Origin of the sequence: Chelativorans sp. (assembly GCF_031180965.1) — a bacterium.
Classification (GTDB): Bacteria; Pseudomonadota; Alphaproteobacteria; order Rhizobiales; family Rhizobiaceae; genus Chelativorans.
In genome coordinates this window covers 226,448-241,500 of the sequence record NZ_JAPSLH010000003.1, presented here as the reverse complement: position 1 = coordinate 241,500, position 15,053 = coordinate 226,448, and the positions used below count along the sequence as shown (strand labels likewise).

11 protein-coding genes and 1 pseudogene are annotated in these 15,053 nt (G+C 63.6%); 10 read left to right on the top strand and 2 right to left on the bottom strand.

The genetic code is table 11. The features are described 5' to 3' along the window. The 3 genes and pseudogenes from RIN79_RS03990 to RIN79_RS03980 all read left to right on the top strand — a co-directional run. A partial coding sequence (locus RIN79_RS03990; protein WP_309083318.1) for a hypothetical protein occupies positions 1-284 on the top strand: 284 nt, incomplete at its 5' end. A gap of 509 nt (positions 285-793) precedes the next feature. Further along, positions 794-1,775 (top strand): annotated as a pseudogene (locus RIN79_RS03985) (transposase). Positions 1,776-2,425: 650 nt separating this feature from the next. Beyond that, positions 2,426-4,519 carry a DUF3363 domain-containing protein gene (locus tag RIN79_RS03980; RefSeq protein ID WP_309083317.1) on the top strand — a complete coding sequence of 698 codons (2,094 nt, stop codon included), beginning with the start codon at positions 2,426-2,428 and terminating at the stop codon, positions 4,517-4,519. A gap of 358 nt (positions 4,520-4,877) precedes the next feature. On the opposite strand, the gene RIN79_RS03975 is transcribed toward RIN79_RS03980, so the two are convergent. Beyond that, positions 4,878-5,813, bottom strand: a complete 936-nt coding sequence (locus tag RIN79_RS03975) for a LysR substrate-binding domain-containing protein (protein WP_309083316.1) — start codon at positions 5,811-5,813, stop codon at positions 4,878-4,880. Between the two features lie 150 nt (positions 5,814-5,963). On the opposite strand from RIN79_RS03975, the gene phnA reads away from it, so the two are divergent. From phnA to RIN79_RS03945, 6 genes are read left to right on the top strand one after another with little or no spacing between them, the layout of a single operon-like run. Beyond that, positions 5,964-7,220, top strand: a complete 1,257-nt coding sequence (phnA, locus tag RIN79_RS03970; protein WP_309083315.1) for a phosphonoacetate hydrolase — start codon at positions 5,964-5,966, stop codon at positions 7,218-7,220. Continuing rightward, positions 7,217-8,521: an alkaline phosphatase family protein gene (locus RIN79_RS03965; RefSeq protein WP_309083314.1), complete on the top strand. Its 1,305-nt coding sequence runs from the start codon at positions 7,217-7,219 to the stop codon at positions 8,519-8,521. The genes phnA and RIN79_RS03965 overlap by 4 nt, the downstream gene beginning before the upstream one ends. Positions 8,522-8,536: 15 nt before the next feature. Beyond that, positions 8,537-10,051, top strand: coding sequence for an ABC transporter substrate-binding protein (locus RIN79_RS03960; RefSeq protein ID WP_309083313.1), 1,515 nt, complete (start codon positions 8,537-8,539; stop codon positions 10,049-10,051). Between the two features lie 21 nt (positions 10,052-10,072). Then, the gene (locus RIN79_RS03955) at positions 10,073-10,930 is read left to right on the top strand and encodes an ABC transporter permease (protein WP_309083312.1); all 858 of its coding nucleotides are present in this window, start codon (positions 10,073-10,075) and stop codon (positions 10,928-10,930) included. Beyond that, complete coding sequence (locus tag RIN79_RS03950; protein WP_309083311.1) at positions 10,927-11,856, top strand: ABC transporter permease; 930 nt, start codon at positions 10,927-10,929, stop codon at positions 11,854-11,856. Before RIN79_RS03955 ends, RIN79_RS03950 begins: the two co-directional genes overlap by 4 nt. Further along, positions 11,853-13,505, top strand: coding sequence for an ABC transporter ATP-binding protein (locus RIN79_RS03945; RefSeq protein ID WP_309083310.1), 1,653 nt, complete (start codon positions 11,853-11,855; stop codon positions 13,503-13,505). The genes RIN79_RS03950 and RIN79_RS03945 overlap by 4 nt, the downstream gene beginning before the upstream one ends. Positions 13,506-13,685: 180 nt before the next feature. Here RIN79_RS03945 and RIN79_RS03940 read toward each other — a convergent pair whose 3' ends face one another. After that, positions 13,686-13,922: a helix-turn-helix transcriptional regulator gene (locus tag RIN79_RS03940; protein ID WP_309083309.1), complete on the bottom strand. Its 237-nt coding sequence runs from the start codon at positions 13,920-13,922 to the stop codon at positions 13,686-13,688. 121 nt (positions 13,923-14,043) lie between these two features. Here RIN79_RS03940 and RIN79_RS03935 point away from each other — a divergent pair, with 121 nt between their 5' ends. Further along, positions 14,044-14,745 (top strand): hypothetical protein, encoded by a 702-nt coding sequence (locus RIN79_RS03935; protein ID WP_309083308.1) that lies wholly within the window; start codon positions 14,044-14,046, stop codon positions 14,743-14,745. Positions 14,746-15,053: the final 308 nt, after the last annotated feature.

Here is a 15,053-nt window from a genome sequence, read left to right as displayed (position 1 = left end):
GCTCCGACTTCGAGGAGGAGTGGCAGACCTCCTCCGCCCATCTCGGCATCCTCCGCGCCGACCTGCATCTCCTCAAGAGCTGGGACCTGCTCGTCGAAGGCCGCGTCCTTGCCATGCCCGAGGCCGACACCACCGACTACGGCGCGCTCCTTGCCCTCTACCGCCATGTCGGAAACAACTTCAAGGTCGGCCTCGGCTACAACTTCGGCTCCTTCTCCGACGACCTCAGAGACCTTACCCTCGACGACCAGGGCGTCTTCCTCAATGTCGTCGGAAAATTCTGACCGTATCTACCCCCGCCGCAAACGCGGCGGGGAGCTTTTTGCAGGTCCCCAAGTGCTCCCTTTGCCTCCGAAGCAACAGCGGCCAGTATGGAAATGCGACGGCTGCAGTAGGGAACAGCCGTTCAGGACGATCGATGATCACCGATGGGTGCGGGCCGCCGAAACCACCACGGAATGGACCGGCAATCCCGAGAGCCTTCAGCTCTGCCCAACCTGCCAGCTGAAGTTCCTCTACAGCCAATTGCTTCCTCGCAAGGATCAGGATGTCGAGGAAACAACTGCGGAGGATCTAACACCAAAGGGCAATTTGTCCCGCTAACTTACCTGTGGTCGAATTGGACAGCAGGATGAGGGCAGAAACGGAGCGTCCTGCTGAATGGCACGCCTGGGCTGGGTCTCTATTTCCCCGTAATCTGCAGAGGAGGCTTTGCTTGAGATCGGCGCGGCCGACCGGGGGGCGTCGCGCCGGCTGCAAAGAATCCGCCTGTCAAACAGCACAAGGGCGGACGATGGAATTCTTTTGCGGGCTCGATGATGGACGAGACGGCGCTGTGCGACCTCGACGATCGCGGCGCGGTGCATCTGGAGACGGTGGCGGTGACGAATCCCGAGGCGATCTTCGACGCTTGAACTGGCGCGGCTGAGGCGCGTCGGCCACGAGGCGCGTCGCTCTCGCTTGGCTGCATCCGGAGCTGACCAGGATGGGTCTTCTGGCCGTGTGTCTTGAGACCCGGCACGTGCGTGCGGCGATGTCGGCACAGCGCGGAAGCCTGATACCGGATGCGGCTTCTTCTCACACAGCGGCGCAATCTGAAGTGCAAGGTACTCGAGTTCGAAAACACCATCCGCTTAAGAGCTTCGGGATTCGCATCAAGGGGACCGGACGCAACGGCTTTGAGAAGGCGGTGCGCACGGCGGTGGCCGACGATGCGCTGACACGCGAGCTGATGGATGGGATGGTTTCGGCGCGTGCTGTGCTGTGGAAGCAGTATTGCCGGCTGCACGACCTGGTGGTGCGGTTAGTCGCCGGCTACGAGCTGGCGCGGCGCTTCATGGTCATTCCTGGCGTCGGGCCGGTGACGGCGTTGAGCTTCATCGTCGCGACCGATGATCCGTCGCGCTTCCGGCGCTCGCGGGACCTGGCTGCGTACTTCGGGCTGATGTCGCGGCGCTGGCAGTCCGACACGTCAATCGACCTCCAGGGGCGCATATCCAAGGGCGGCGATCCGGAAGTGCGGCGCGCCTCTACGAAGCGGCGTCCGCCCTGATGACGCTTCATGGGCAAGGTCGGTCAAGACATGGGGCGAGAGCCTTGCCAAACGCTCTTGTCAGCGCAAGGCTCCCGTTGCGGTGACGCCCAAGCTGGCGGTAATCATGCACACCATGTGGACGGACGGCACCTTGTACGCAGGCGACGCGACCGCAAGTAAGGCGGAGCTTCAAAGGCGCGCCGCGCGCAAGGAGTACAAGTCGCTGGGAGCGCATGGATGAGCATGGAAACGACGTCTGAAACCAGCGTGCCGTCATGGTGGCGGTGCGATTCGAAACGAGCAGCTCTGCTGCTGCGGACGAGGACTGGTGCAGACCAGGAACGACGGGAAGCACGCTATGTTGCCTGCGGCCGCACGCTTTCATATGCGCGCGGACCGCACTCAAATGCGTGCGACGCTGCCCCGTGAATCCGATGGCAATGAGCGCCGCGACAGTTCGAGCGCTGCGTTATCGCAGCCGAAACTGCCCGTCGCAGAGCGCGGAGGACTGCACAGTTCGCCGGGACTTTTCCGGCCTCCAGGTGAGCCTATTGTGGAAAGCTGCGGGGTGTTACCAAGTGGAAAAGAGGAGAAGCGACGATGCACGACAGTTCGTCGCAAGCCCTGCCGATTAGGATTGCAAGATAAAGCGAGCTTGCGCTCGCGGCAGGCATTGCCGCCAAGTGATTGTCTACACATTGTTTTCGCGGCGCGAAACGCCCTTGGGCCGCAGTCGCGCGAGGTGCAACTGGGGCAGCGCTTCAGCTATCCTTAGCGTTGGTGCGATGTGCGCTCCGCATTGTGTACGCCGAGGTAGGTCTTACTGCGCGTTAGCGCGATCCGCTGTAAAGGCCTCTTGCCGAGGCAGAATCAGCTGCCGATCTTGCCGCCATGGCGGATCGCGATGCCGAGAATTTTCGTGTCAGGCCGGGCCGGGTGCGCAGCCGCGGCACGCGCGTCAATCCGCGCTCGCTGCCATTCGTCACCCAGGTGAAGATCGCCGTGCAGAAAGCCGGCGGCAACCCGGACCGCATCGCTGGTTCGGGAGGGCAGCGGGGTGGTCGGTTCAATGCCCGTGGCCGGGGCGCGAAGATCGTGGCCGGCTTGCCACGCGATATTGGCGGCTGGAATCGAAACGGAAGCGGCACCCGATCACGCAGGGTGGTGGTGAAGGCCCGCGTGGTGAAGCTCAGCCCGGGGCGCCATGGGCGCGGTCCGAAATTCGCTGCCAGCCGTGGCGCGGTCGATGCCCATCTACGCTATCTCGAACGGGATGGTGTGACGCGCGATGGCGAAAAGGGACGAGTCTATTCCGCCTTCGAGGACGAGACTGATGGCAAGGCTTTCCTCGATCGCGGGCGGAACGACCGGCACCAGTTTCGCTTCATCGTCGCGCCGGAGGATGCGGTCGAAATGCGCGACCTGCGCTCTTTCACTCGCGATCTCATGCGGCAGATGGAAGACGATCTCGGCACCCGGTTGGACTGGATCGCAATCGATCACCACAACACAGGCCATCCGCACACGCATATCCTGGTGCGCGGCATTACCGAGGAGGAGAAGGTGCTCAACATCGCCGGCGACTACATCGCCCATGGCATCCGCCATCGTGCGCGAGAGTTGGTGACACTGGAGCTGGGTCCCCAGACCGAGGTCGACCTTGCCCGCAAGCTCAGCGCCGAGGTGGAGGCGGAGCGGCTGACCCGTCTCGACCGCATGCTGATCGCCGAGAGCGAGGAGCACGGCATCATCGACCTGCGCCCACATGCCAGCGAGAGCTACACTGCGCGCGCCAACCGCCACCTGCTGATTGTTCGGGCCAAGCGGCTGCAGCGATATGGCCTTGCCTCCGAAATCGAGCCTGGCCGCTGGGCACTGGCCGAGAATGCCGAGCGCGTGCTGCACGATCTCGGTATACGCAATGATATCATCAAAACCATGCACCGGGCGCTCACCGAGCACGGCATTGCCGAGGAGCGTGGCCCAACCCAATACGTGAACCACGGCAGGGAGCTCGCCGAACCGGTTGTCGGGCGCATACTCGCCAAGGGGCTTGCGGGCGACGAGATGGACGACAGGCTCTACCTGATCGTCGACGGCCTGGACGGCCGCACCCATTATATCGAGACCGCCGACGCGGCGAAGCTGGAGGAGGTGAGGCGCGGCTACATCGTCGCCCTCGATCCGATCCCGCTAAAGGCCGAACCGCGCCCCGCCGATCTCAATGTCCGCGACATGGCGGCCGGGAACGGTGGCATCTACCGACCGACCGAGCACCTGGAAGTAGCCCGGCAGCAGATCGACCGCATCGGCGGCGATCCCGATGCCTTCATCCGTTCGCACATCCGCCGGCTCGAAGCGCTGCGGCGGGCCGGCATCGTCGAGCGGATCGATGCCGACCATTGGACAATCCCGGATGATATCGTCGAGCGCGGCGCTGCATACGACGCGCGCAACCGCGGCAAGAACTTCGCCGTGCGCACGCTCTCCTTCATCGATCTCGACCGGCAGATCACCAGCGACGGGGCTACCTGGCTCGACCGGGAACTGGCTTCATCCAAAAGAATGCCGCTGGTCGAATCCGGTTTTGGCCGCGAGGTTCGGGAGGCGGTCGAGCGGCGCCGGCAAAGCCTTGTGGACATGGGCTACGCCACCCGGCTGCCCGATGGCTCCGTGCGCGCGCCGCGCGACATTCTCCAGCGGCTGGAACGAGCCGAGATCGCGCGCGTGGGCCGTGTGCTGGCGGCCGAGCGCGGCCTCACCTTCATCGAAGCCAAACCGGGCGAGTATGTCAGCGGCCGGCTCGCCGGCGCTGCCAATCTCGCTTCCGGCCGTTTTGCCATGCTCGACAACGGCCTCGGTTTCCAGCTCGTATCTTGGCAGCCTGTGCTGGACAACCGTATCGGGCAGCATATCACGGGTGTCATGCGCGACGGAGGTGGGATCGAATGGAGCTTCGGCAGGAAGCGCGGGCTCGGCCTTTGATCACCCAATCAGCTTGCGCCGAAAGGCATGTCGGTCATCCTGCGACCTGATATGTGTTGAACGGCAAGGATGGGGCCGGAAGCGGTCTGGCAGCTTTTAGCTTCGCGACAAAGATAGCAGACTGTCAACCTGCCGCAACTGGATCGCGGACCGACCAGTATCCAAACAAATCAAAGGCGCTGAGCAAGGGATGATGGGAATGTTCGGCGGAAGTGCAGCCACGCTCGCCAGCGCAGTAAGCGTTCAATCCGTCCGCGGTTGCAATGCATGCTTGGAATTACGTGGCTGAGGCTGGAAGCGGACCGCCGTTGTCGAGGTTGTTCTGATGGAGTTTGACCCAGCCAGTACAGCATTGTCTTTATGCCGGCCGGAATGCCGAGAGCGTCAGCGGAGGCCGTGCTGGACCAACGAGCCCGGGGGACGGCATCGCTGCCTCGTCATCGAGGCGCGCCAGCCATCTCACGAACATTTCCGCACCGTCTGCTTGGGCGCAGGCGGGATCATGGACTGCCGTATAAACAGGTCCGGGAATTCGAAGCTGCGGAAAGGGCTCCTTGAGTTCCGACTTGCTGAAGAGATCGCTGACGGTACGCAGGGGGCACACGAGGGCGCCGGCCCCGGATAGCGCCGCTTCCAGCGCCAGGTAGAAATGCGGCAGGGTGGTTGCTTGCGTGGCCATGCTTTGCGGCAAGCCCGCCGCCTGCAGCCATGCCTCGAGTTCGCCGGGGCGGGTGGCCGCCCGCAACAGGCGGCAGCCGCGGAGGTCAGCGGGCTTGCGGATGGCAGCGCTCTCTGCGGCACCGGGGGCGATCGCCAGCGTCAGCCGGTCGCGAAGGATCGGCGTTGCCCGCAAGTGATCAGGCAGGTCATTCTCGGTGCGGATTGCCACATCGAACGGAATTTCCTGCCAGTTCTCCAGACTATGAGTCTGGCGCAACTGCACCCGGATCTTTTCATGCGCCGCCGCAAAACTCCAGAGACGCGGGATCAGCCAGCGCATCGCGAACGTGGAAGGAGCCAGGACCCGCACGACGACCGCGTCGTCCTGCTCCCGAACCTTGCCGACGGCCTCTTCTATCAGCTTCCAGGCTTCCTCCGCGGCGCCGGCAAGGAGGATTGCATGCTCCGTGGGCTCCATTTGCCGGCGGTTGCTCGAGAACAAGGGCCGTCCAACCCAGTCTTCAAGACTCGCGAGCTGCTTGCTGACCGCGCCGTGTGTGACGTTCAGCTCTTCTGCAGCTTTTGTGACACTTCTGTGTCGAACGACGCTCTCAAATGCCACAAGAGCTTTCAAGGGTGGGAGTTTTCTCATCAGTGTTACTCATTCTCACAGTGAGGTTCCTTAATTTCCATTTACATTAGATTGCAAAGGCATAGAATATTTACTTGAGAATACAGCTTCGCAAGCCAGCCGCAAAGAATATCCCATCAAGGTGACACCCGTATGAAAAACTCGCCTTTGGCGGCCGACGAGCCTGCGTCGTGGCCGCTGATGATCAACGGCCGCGCCTACGCCGCGCCCAAGTGCCCGGTCGTGGTCATCTGCCTGGACGGATGCGATCCCGCCTACCTGCGCGCCGCGGAAGAAAGGCGCGCCATACCTGTTCTGTCGGGTTTCATGCGCAGCGGCTTCTACCGCTTGGCCCATGCCGCCATTCCCACCTTCACCAATCCGAACAATGTCGCCATCGTCTGCGGAGCGCCCCCGTCGGTCACCGGCGTTGCCGGAAACTACTATCTCGACCGGCAGACCGGGCGCGAGGTTATGGTGCTCGACGGGCACCTGATGCAGGCCGACACGATCCTGGCGCGGCTTGCGGAGGCGGGGGTCAAGGCCGCGGTGGTGACCGCCAAGGATAAGCTTCTGAGGGCGCTCGCCCGCGGGCTGGACGGCATCGCCTGCTCGGCGGAATCTCCGGAACATGCGCGGGATGTGATCGGCGAAATCGGGCAGGGGAGCCTTCCCGAAAAATACTCGGCCGACCTTTCCCTGTTCGTGCTCGATGCGGGAGTTGCGCTGCTCAACAACCGGGCGGCGGATGTCATCTACCTGTCTCTGTCCGACTATATCCAGCACAAGCACGCGCCGGATGAGCCGCAAGCGACCGCTTTCATGCAGGCTGTCGACCGGCGGCTTGGGGCAATGGCGGCGCAAGGGGCGATCATCGGCATCACGGCGGACCACGGCATGAGCGATATGGCCCGACCGGACGGCTCGGCGCGGGTCGTTTACGTCCAGGACGAGATTGAGGCCCGCTTCGGCGAGGGGACTGCCCGCGTCATCTGCCCGATCACCGACCCATTCACCCGCCACCACGCCTCGCTGGGCGGCTTCGTCCGGGTGTATCTGCGGGATCCTGCGCTCGCGCTCGATGACGTCCGTGACCATGTGGCCGCACTTGAAGGCGTCGAGCTTGTCCTGACGGGCCCCGAGGCCTGCGCGCGATACGAGCTTCCGGCCAAGGGCGAGGGCGACCTGGTCGTCATCGCCGCACCGGGCTTCGCGCTCGGCGCCCGTGCCGACGAGCATGACCTTTCGCAACTGGCCGGCACACCATTGCGGTCCCATGGAGGCACGGCGGAACAGCTGGTTCCGTTCATCCTCTCCCATCCCGTTGAGCGAGCCTACGCGGAGCGCGCGCAGAACGGGTTGCGCAACTTCGACATCTTCGACTTTGCCCTCAATGGAGTGATCCCATGAACGAGCTGCCCGGCGCGGCGCGCGACCCATCGAGCATGGGCCGTGCCGTTCTTGTCATCTGCGACGGTCATCGGGCCGATTTCGTCCGGCCGGACACCTGCCCGAGGATCGCGGATTTTGCTGCGCGGTCGCGCAGCTTCACCAACCATCGCGCGATCTTTCCCTCCGCCACGCGCGCAAGCTCCGCCTCGATCGCCACGGGCTGCTGGCCGGCAACCCACGGGCTGCACGGCAACATGATGGGGCTGCCGGACGGCGATGGCTTCCGGGTCCATGACGTGGGCGACCCCGCATTCGTGTCAAAGCTGCGAAACGCCTTCGGACGCACCTTGCGCGTGCCGACACTCGCCGAACGGCTCGCCCCCTATGGCGGCGCCATCATCGCCTCGAATGTCTCGCCGGGTGCGGCTTATTTCCAGGATCCCGATCATTTCGGCCATGTGGTGCACCGCGCCGGATCCTACGGTCCGGGCGGCAAGGTGTTGGGTCCGGACCAGGCGCCCGTCGTCAGCCACGACTACCGGGGCGACGAAGTGCTCGCGTCCTGGTTCTGCGAAACGGTTCTTCTGGAAAGGAAGCCGCGCCTTGCCGTCCTGTGGCTGAGCAATCCCGATTCTGCGATGCATGCGGACAAGCTCGGCTCGCAGACGCATCTCGACGGCATCGCCTGTGCGGACCGCTGTTTCGGCATGGTCGAGGACACCATCTCCAAGTTGCGGGCGAAAGGCGAGGAAATTCTGCTCCTCGCCGGCTCCGATCATGGCCAGGAAACGGTGCAGGACCACGTTCCCGTCAAGCTGCGGCTCGTGGAGGCCGGGCTCAAGGATGCAACGGACAGCAACGATGTCGTCGTCGCACCGCAAGGCAGCGGCGGGCTCGTCTACCTGGCCGATCGGGCGAAATCCCGCTTGCCCGCGATCATGTCCTTCCTGTGCGAGCAGCCCTGGATCGGACAGGTCTTTGCGGGCGAGGAGATGCGCCTTCTGGGGCAGGAGCCCGGCAACGGGCTCGCCATCGCCTTTTCCATGGCGGCGAGCGATGATGTGAACGAGTACGGCGTGCCCGGCAAAGTTACCCTTTGCATCAGCGATGAGAAGCCGGGCAAGCCGGCGGGCTTCGGCAGCCATGGCGGCCTTGGCGGCTACGAACGGCACCCCTTCCTGATGATCAACGGCGGCGGCTTCGCGCCCGGAACGGTCGAGCACGGGGTCACCCGGCTGATCGACATCGCCCCCACGATCCTTCGCTTTCTTAACCTGCCGCGGTCCGGGATGGACGGGCTGGCACTCCCTCAAAACTAACAACAGGAGACTGGCGTGAGACGGACTCTTCTTTCCCTGGCGGCGGTACTCGCCCTTTCGATCTTCACCCCTGCCTTTGCCCAGGAGCCGCAGCATGGCGGAACGTTGAAGCTGCACTGGGGGACGCTGGATACGGCCGACTTCCACCGGCACACCGGCACGATCTCCCTTCCGCATGTCTTTGCCGAGACGCTCACCACCATTTCAAAGGACGGCAGCCCGAAGGGGCTGCTTGCCGAAAGCTGGACCATCTCGGACGACGGGCTTATCTACACCTTCAATATCCGGCAGGGCGTGAAATTCCACAACGGCCGGGTGATGACCGCCGAAGATGTCAGGAAGAACTTCGAGCGCATCCAGCGCGAGGTGAAAGGTGGCTGGCTGACAAGCGCCATGGAGCAGGTCGAGAGCTTCTCGGCGCCAGACGAAAAGACCTTTGTCGTGAAGCTCAGGGCGCCCTTCGCGCCGTTCCTCAACCTGATTGCCGAAGGATGGATCCTTGCTCCGGAATCGCCCGGCTGGGACGCCAACATAACCCAGCCGATCGGTACCGGCCCCTTCACCTTCGACAGCTGGACGCCGCAGATCGCCATCAAGGGCCAGAAGTTTGCCGACTATTGGATGGAGGGGAAGCCCTACGTCGATGCGATCGAGTTCGACGTGCGCGAGATCGCCGATGCCTCGCTCGCCCTTCGCGCCGGCGACTACCATGCCGCCGACATCCCGCTCTCCAAGATCGATGCGCTCAAGGCCGATGGCATCGCCATCGACTTCAGCGGCGACACGAGCTGGAATTTCCTTTCCTTCAACAACCGCAAGCCGCGCCCGCCGTTCAACAACGTGCGCGTGCGGGAAGCGATTGCCTATGCGATCGACAAGGCGGCGATCATGAAGATCGCAGCCGGCGAATACGGGATGCCGGGCAACCAGATGGTGACCGAAGGCAACTTCTTTTTCGACGCCGGGCTGGCGGCCAACGACAAGCATGCCAAGCCGGATTTCGAACGCGCCAAGGCCATCCTGGCGGAAGAGGGCGTCGATCCCGGCGATACCACCATCTACATGATCTCCGAGCTCAACAACCGCACCGCGGCTCCCATCGCCCAGATCCTGCGGCAGCTCGGCTTCAAGGTGGACAACAAGCCCTTCGACGACCTCGGCTTCCAGCGGGCGCTTTCGGAATATGACTGGGACGTGTTTCCCGGCGGCTCCGGGCCGCGCAACGACATCTTCCTGCGCTATGTGCGGATGATGAGCGACGGGCCGAACCCGGGCCTGTGGGGTGGTGTCCAGGACCCCGAGTTCGACGCGCTGGTCAAGGCGGCCATCTCGACGGTCGACAAGAACGAAAGCCGCGCGCTCTACCTGAAGGCCTGGCGGCGCGTCCTCGACAATTACTACACGGTCGTTCTCGGGCATTCCCCCGGCGCCTACGGCATCCGCCCCGAGGTGCACGGCCTCACCATCGGCTTCAACACGTCGGCCCACCGCGCCGATGGCGGCGTGGCCTTCACCTGGATCGAGCAATAACCTTCGCGAGGAGGCCTCCTGATGTCGGCTGCTTCAATCTCCCGCGCAGGCGGCCTCTCGCTGCCCCGCTGGTCGCGACTGACCTATGTCGCGATCATCATCGTGGCGATCGCCCTCTTCGTGAGCGTGACGAGTCCTCTGCTCGTCACGCACGACCCCTACATGTTCAGCGCCAGCATGAACGAGCCGCCGAATGCGGAGCATATCCTCGGCACGGACGATCAGGGCCAGGATGTCTATTCCCGCCTGGTGACGGGCACGGGGCTCAGCCTGCTTTACGGCGCGAGCGCCGCCCTGGTCGCGCTTTTTCTCGGCGGCCTGGTCGGCCTCTTTGCCATGGCGCTCGGCAAGGTCGCCGAAGGCATCCTGTTCGGCCTGGTGGATCTGATCAGGGCGATGCCCGGCATTCTCTTTGCGCTCGCCTTCATCGTCGCCTTCGAGCCGGGTGTGGAATCGGTCATCCTGGCGCTCGGCATCTCCTTCGCACCCAACTTCGCGCTGATCACGCGGGCCACCTATCTGCAGCAGACAGCCCGGCCTTACACATCCGCCGCGAAGGTGTTGGGCGCAAGCCGGCTGCGCGTCGCCTTCGTCCATATTCTGCCCAATGTCGCCGGTGCGCTGATCACGCAATTCGCGATCATCCTGCCGCGCTGCATCGTGTCGGAATCGGTGCTGAGCTTCCTCGGCCTCGGTGTATCGCCGGAGACGCCCACCTGGGGCAGGATGATCGCCAGCGCGACGTCCTACACGGAGGACGCGCCGCACGCGGTCCTTGCGCCGATCATCGCCTTGTCTCTCGTGACCTTCTCCCTCGCCATTATCGGCAATGAACTCAGGACGCGCTTCGACCCGTCCCGCCGGAGGATCGCGCTGTGAACCCGCGTCTTGTCCGCCTGCTCGGCTCCATCGGCCTCGATCTTCTCCGCTCGCTGGCGATTGCGGCGGGAATTGTGGTCTTCACCTTCTTCGTCATCCGCATGATCCCTGGCGACGTCGTCGATCTCAAAGGGATCGAAGGCTCGCTCACCTATTCCCAGCAGTCTGCGATGCGCGAGGAACTGGGGCTGAACAGGGGTTGGCTGGATCAGTTCTGGCTCTGGCTGGGCATGGTCTTCTCCGGCGATCTTGGAATGTCCGCGCGGTACTCGACCCCAATCGCCGACCTGCTCGCAACAGTCATCCCCTCGACTCTTGCATTGGGTGCCGCTGCGCTTGGCATCGGCCTCGTGCTGGGCATAGGCCTGCCGACGCTGGCTTGCCTGTTCCCGCGGTCGATCTTCGTGGCGCTGGTCGAGTTCATCACCATCTGGTCCATCACGATCCCGACCTTTTCGATCGGCATCCTCTGCGTCATCGTCTTCGCCGTCTGGCTGGGCTGGATCCCAGCCATCGGCAACTTCGCCGTGCCCGCGCTCATTCTCGGGCTCGACATCGCCGGGACCATCGCCAAGATGCTCCATGAGGACATGACCGAGATCCAGACGGCGGATTTCATACGCACGGCACGGGCCAAGGGCCTTGCCCGGGTGCGGATCGTGCTCAGGCACATCCTGCCGAACGCGCTCACGACCGTCATTGCCCTCATCGGCCTCATCCTCGCCAGCGTCCTAACAGGCGCGCTTACGATGGAGATCGTCTTCGGCCTGCCCGGCTTGGGCACGCTGGCGCTCCAGGCCATCAAGGGCCGCGACTATCCGGTCGTTCAGGCAGTCATCATCTGGCTCGGCTTTGCGGTCGTGATGGCAAATTTCGTCACGGACATGGTGCAAAAACTCGTCGACCCGCGATTGAGGAACCTATGACGCAAGCGCCGATCCTTTGGGTCAACAACCTGTCGGTCACCATTCAAGCCCGGACGGAAACCGTCGGCGCGGTGGAGAATGCCACCTTTGCGGTCAAGCCCGGCCAGACGCTTGCGCTGGTCGGTGAATCCGGCTCGGGAAAAACCATGACGGCCATGTCGCTGGTCGGGCTCGCACCGGCCGGCACGCAGGTGCGCACCTCCGGCACGGCGAAGTTCATGGGACGCGATCTTCTCACGCTTGCGGAAGAAGAGTTGCGCCGGGTGCGCGGACGGCAGATCGGCATCGTCTTTCAGGATCCGGGGGCCTCGCTCAACCCTTTGATGACGGTCGGCAGCCAGATTCTTGAAGCCCTCGGGCCTGATTTTTCCCGGCATTCCGGCCGCGAGCGCGTGGAAATGCTGCTCGAAGAGGTTGGTCTTGCCGGGATTCCCGGCATCTTCCGGCGCTATCCGCACGAAGTGTCCGGCGGCCAGCAGCAGCGGATGGCCATAGCCATGGCTCTTGCCGGCGACCCCAAGCTCATCATCGCCGACGAGCCCACGACGGCACTGGACATGACGGTGCAGGCGCAGATTCTCGATCTTATCCGGCGGGTGCGGGAAAGCCGCCAGATGGCGCTGCTGCTCATCACGCACGATCTTGGCATTGTGGCCGACATGGCCGATGACGTGATCGTCATGCGCAAGGGCCGGGTCGTGGAGCAGGGGCCGACGAGCGCCGTGCTCTCCCGGCCTCGGACGGACTACACCCGCGGCCTGCTCGCCTGCAGGCCGCGCATCGACCTTCCCCGTTCAGCCGGTCTTCAGCCGCCCGTCGCCGCCGGGGAGAAGCCTGCCGCTGGGCAACCCATCCTATCGGTGCGTGGGCTTTCCGTCGCCTATGGCGGCCGCGGCCTGTTCGCGCCGCCCTTTGTCGCCGTCGACCGGGTAAGCTTCGACGTTCCGCAGCGATGGACGATCGGGCTTGTCGGCGAGAGCGGCAGCGGAAAGAGCACCATTGGCAAAGCCCTCGTGGGTCTGGTGCACATGTCTTCGGGATCGATCCTGTTCGACGGCTCGCCGCTGCCCGACCCCGCCCGGATGACCCGCGCCCGGCGCGCGAAATTGCAATACATATTCCAGGATTCCCATGGTGCCCTCAATCCGCGGCTGACGGTGGAACAGGCCGTGGGCGAAGCCTTCGCCATTTCCGGTTATCCCCGCCGCGACAGACGCGCGAAGGTGCTGGTGCTGCTTGACGAGGTGGGCCTTTCGGCCAAGCATCTCGAGCGCTATCCCAGCGAGCTCTCCGGCGGCCAACGCCAGCGCCTGACCATCGCACGTGCGCTTGCCTTGTCGCCGAAACTCCTGATCTGCGACGAGATCGTCTCGTCCCTTGACGTTTCAGTGCAAGCGCAGGTGCTGAACCTGCTCAAGAAGATCCAGGCGGAGCGCGGTTTGAGCCTGATCTTCATCAGCCACGACCTCGCAGTCGTCTCCGAGATATGCGCAAGCGTCATCGTGCTCAATGCTGGCCGCATTATCGAGGAGGGCCCGGTCGACGTCGTTTTTCGCCGCCCGTCGCACACCTACACGAACAGTCTCTTGGCAGCAGGTAGGGAACTGGAGGCCAAGCTTCCCGAACAAGCGGCACTTGAGACAGCCTGAGCCGGATTGCGCGCGTTGGCAGCGCCTGCAACGTCCGCCGGCCCGCAACCATGACCTCGAGCGCGCTCGTCGCCCTTGTCTGCTTTCAGGAAGGTCGAAACCTATCTCGACGGCCGCGTTCGGGGCGCGAAGCGGTCGTTACCGTGATCAAAGCTCTTTCTTGATCGGCGGATCTTTGTCTCACGCTCGGCGTGCGAGCCGCACGCCTGGCCCTCCACCATTCTCTGGAATGAGCTCGACACCAGCCGCCTGGAGAGAAAGCACAAGGGCCTGGACGATCGATGCGGATACCGATCCTGCATCCCGCTCTGCCTGCACAATAGTCCGCAAACTTACCTTCGATAAATCCGCCAATTCTTGCTGAGAAATATCGAGAAGTGCACGGGCAGCGCGAATTTGGGCGGGCGTCACTTTCATTGTTCACGTGATCTCGTTTGCACAAAAAGTGCAAATGTGCCTATAATGCGAAACGGCTGCTGAAGGTGTTCTGACCACCGCCAGCAGCCTAACCACAACCAAGCTGCAAGGAGCTCGGATCATGGCTGATTCCGACAATACCACGACTTTGTCTTTCGTCACCCGCAGGCGAGTGCTTGCTGGATCGGTTATCGCGGCCGGTGCGTGGGCGTCTCCGGGCAATGCACCTGCCCACTTCTTCACGGTGGAGCAGGGTCTTTTAGACCCGGCGCTTGCGCTTTGGCGCGAATGGGATATCGCCCACAGGCTCACGGAGCGGCTTTGCCGCAAGCAGGAGCGTTTGGAAACGAGGCTGGCAAGGAGCATCGGTTTTCCGCGGGCTGTTGTCTGCCTGCCTGACGGAGAGATCGTCACCATCCATTCCGTCGGTGAGCTCGACGAACTGTTTGATGAAAATCCTGGTGTCGACGCGATCCGTGCGAAGGCAGAGGCGGAACTCGCCGCTCACCAAGCGCAATGGGACGCCGCCGACGCAGAGCTCGGCTATTCCGCTGCCCTCCGTGCCGAGCGGGAGGCCGGCAAACAGGCGGCGGAGCTGCTGGAGGCGTTGGCAGCAAAACCTGCAACGTCGCTCGCAGGTATTGCCGGCAAGCTAGATGCCGTGCTGCGCTCGGGAGAGGCGTGGGAGGATTGTTCCGAATTTCCCTGGCCACAAATCCGATCCGCGCTCAACGATTTGGTTCGCGTGGGAGAACATTGGGCGCCAGGACAATTCTTTCCCAGTGCGCAGAGGCGGCGTTCGCGGCAATGTTTCGAAGGATAGGCTGGGGCTCCTTCGGGGATGAACGCTGTCTGCTTCCCGTCAGCAGGCCGGACCGGAATCAGCCCGTCAAGGCCGCAGCCGCTTCGCGGTGGCGCGTGCCGCGCCAGCCTCGACCGGCTGTCTCCGGCCCGGCAAAGGCTGGGGAAGCAGACAAGGCTCCCCTCTGAGCGGTATCGCTCCGTCTCGGGATCGCTTCTGCTTGCCGTGTGTACCTTCGGGCTTCATCGTCGGCTGAGAGTTTGAGCCAGCCCCGCCGGCCAAGGTATCGCATTTCCCTCATGCCGCAATGCGCAGGCAATATCACGCCG

What these genes read in the sequence shown, in the direction of transcription:
- phnA (WP_309083315.1), top strand. Translation starts at nt 5,964, where the DNA reads ATGAAAAACTCGCCTTTGGCGGCCGACGAGCCTGCGTCGTGGCCGCTG.
- RIN79_RS03945 (WP_309083310.1), top strand. Translation starts at nt 11,853, where the DNA reads ATGACGCAAGCGCCGATCCTTTGGGTCAACAACCTGTCGGTCACCATT.
- RIN79_RS03955 (WP_309083312.1), top strand. Translation starts at nt 10,073, where the DNA reads ATGTCGGCTGCTTCAATCTCCCGCGCAGGCGGCCTCTCGCTGCCCCGC.
- RIN79_RS03935 (WP_309083308.1), top strand. Translation starts at nt 14,044, where the DNA reads ATGGCTGATTCCGACAATACCACGACTTTGTCTTTCGTCACCCGCAGG.
- RIN79_RS03980 (WP_309083317.1), top strand. Translation starts at nt 2,426, where the DNA reads ATGGCGGATCGCGATGCCGAGAATTTTCGTGTCAGGCCGGGCCGGGTG.
- RIN79_RS03940 (WP_309083309.1), bottom strand. Translation starts at nt 13,922, where the DNA reads ATGAAAGTGACGCCCGCCCAAATTCGCGCTGCCCGTGCACTTCTCGAT.
- RIN79_RS03965 (WP_309083314.1), top strand. Translation starts at nt 7,217, where the DNA reads ATGAACGAGCTGCCCGGCGCGGCGCGCGACCCATCGAGCATGGGCCGT.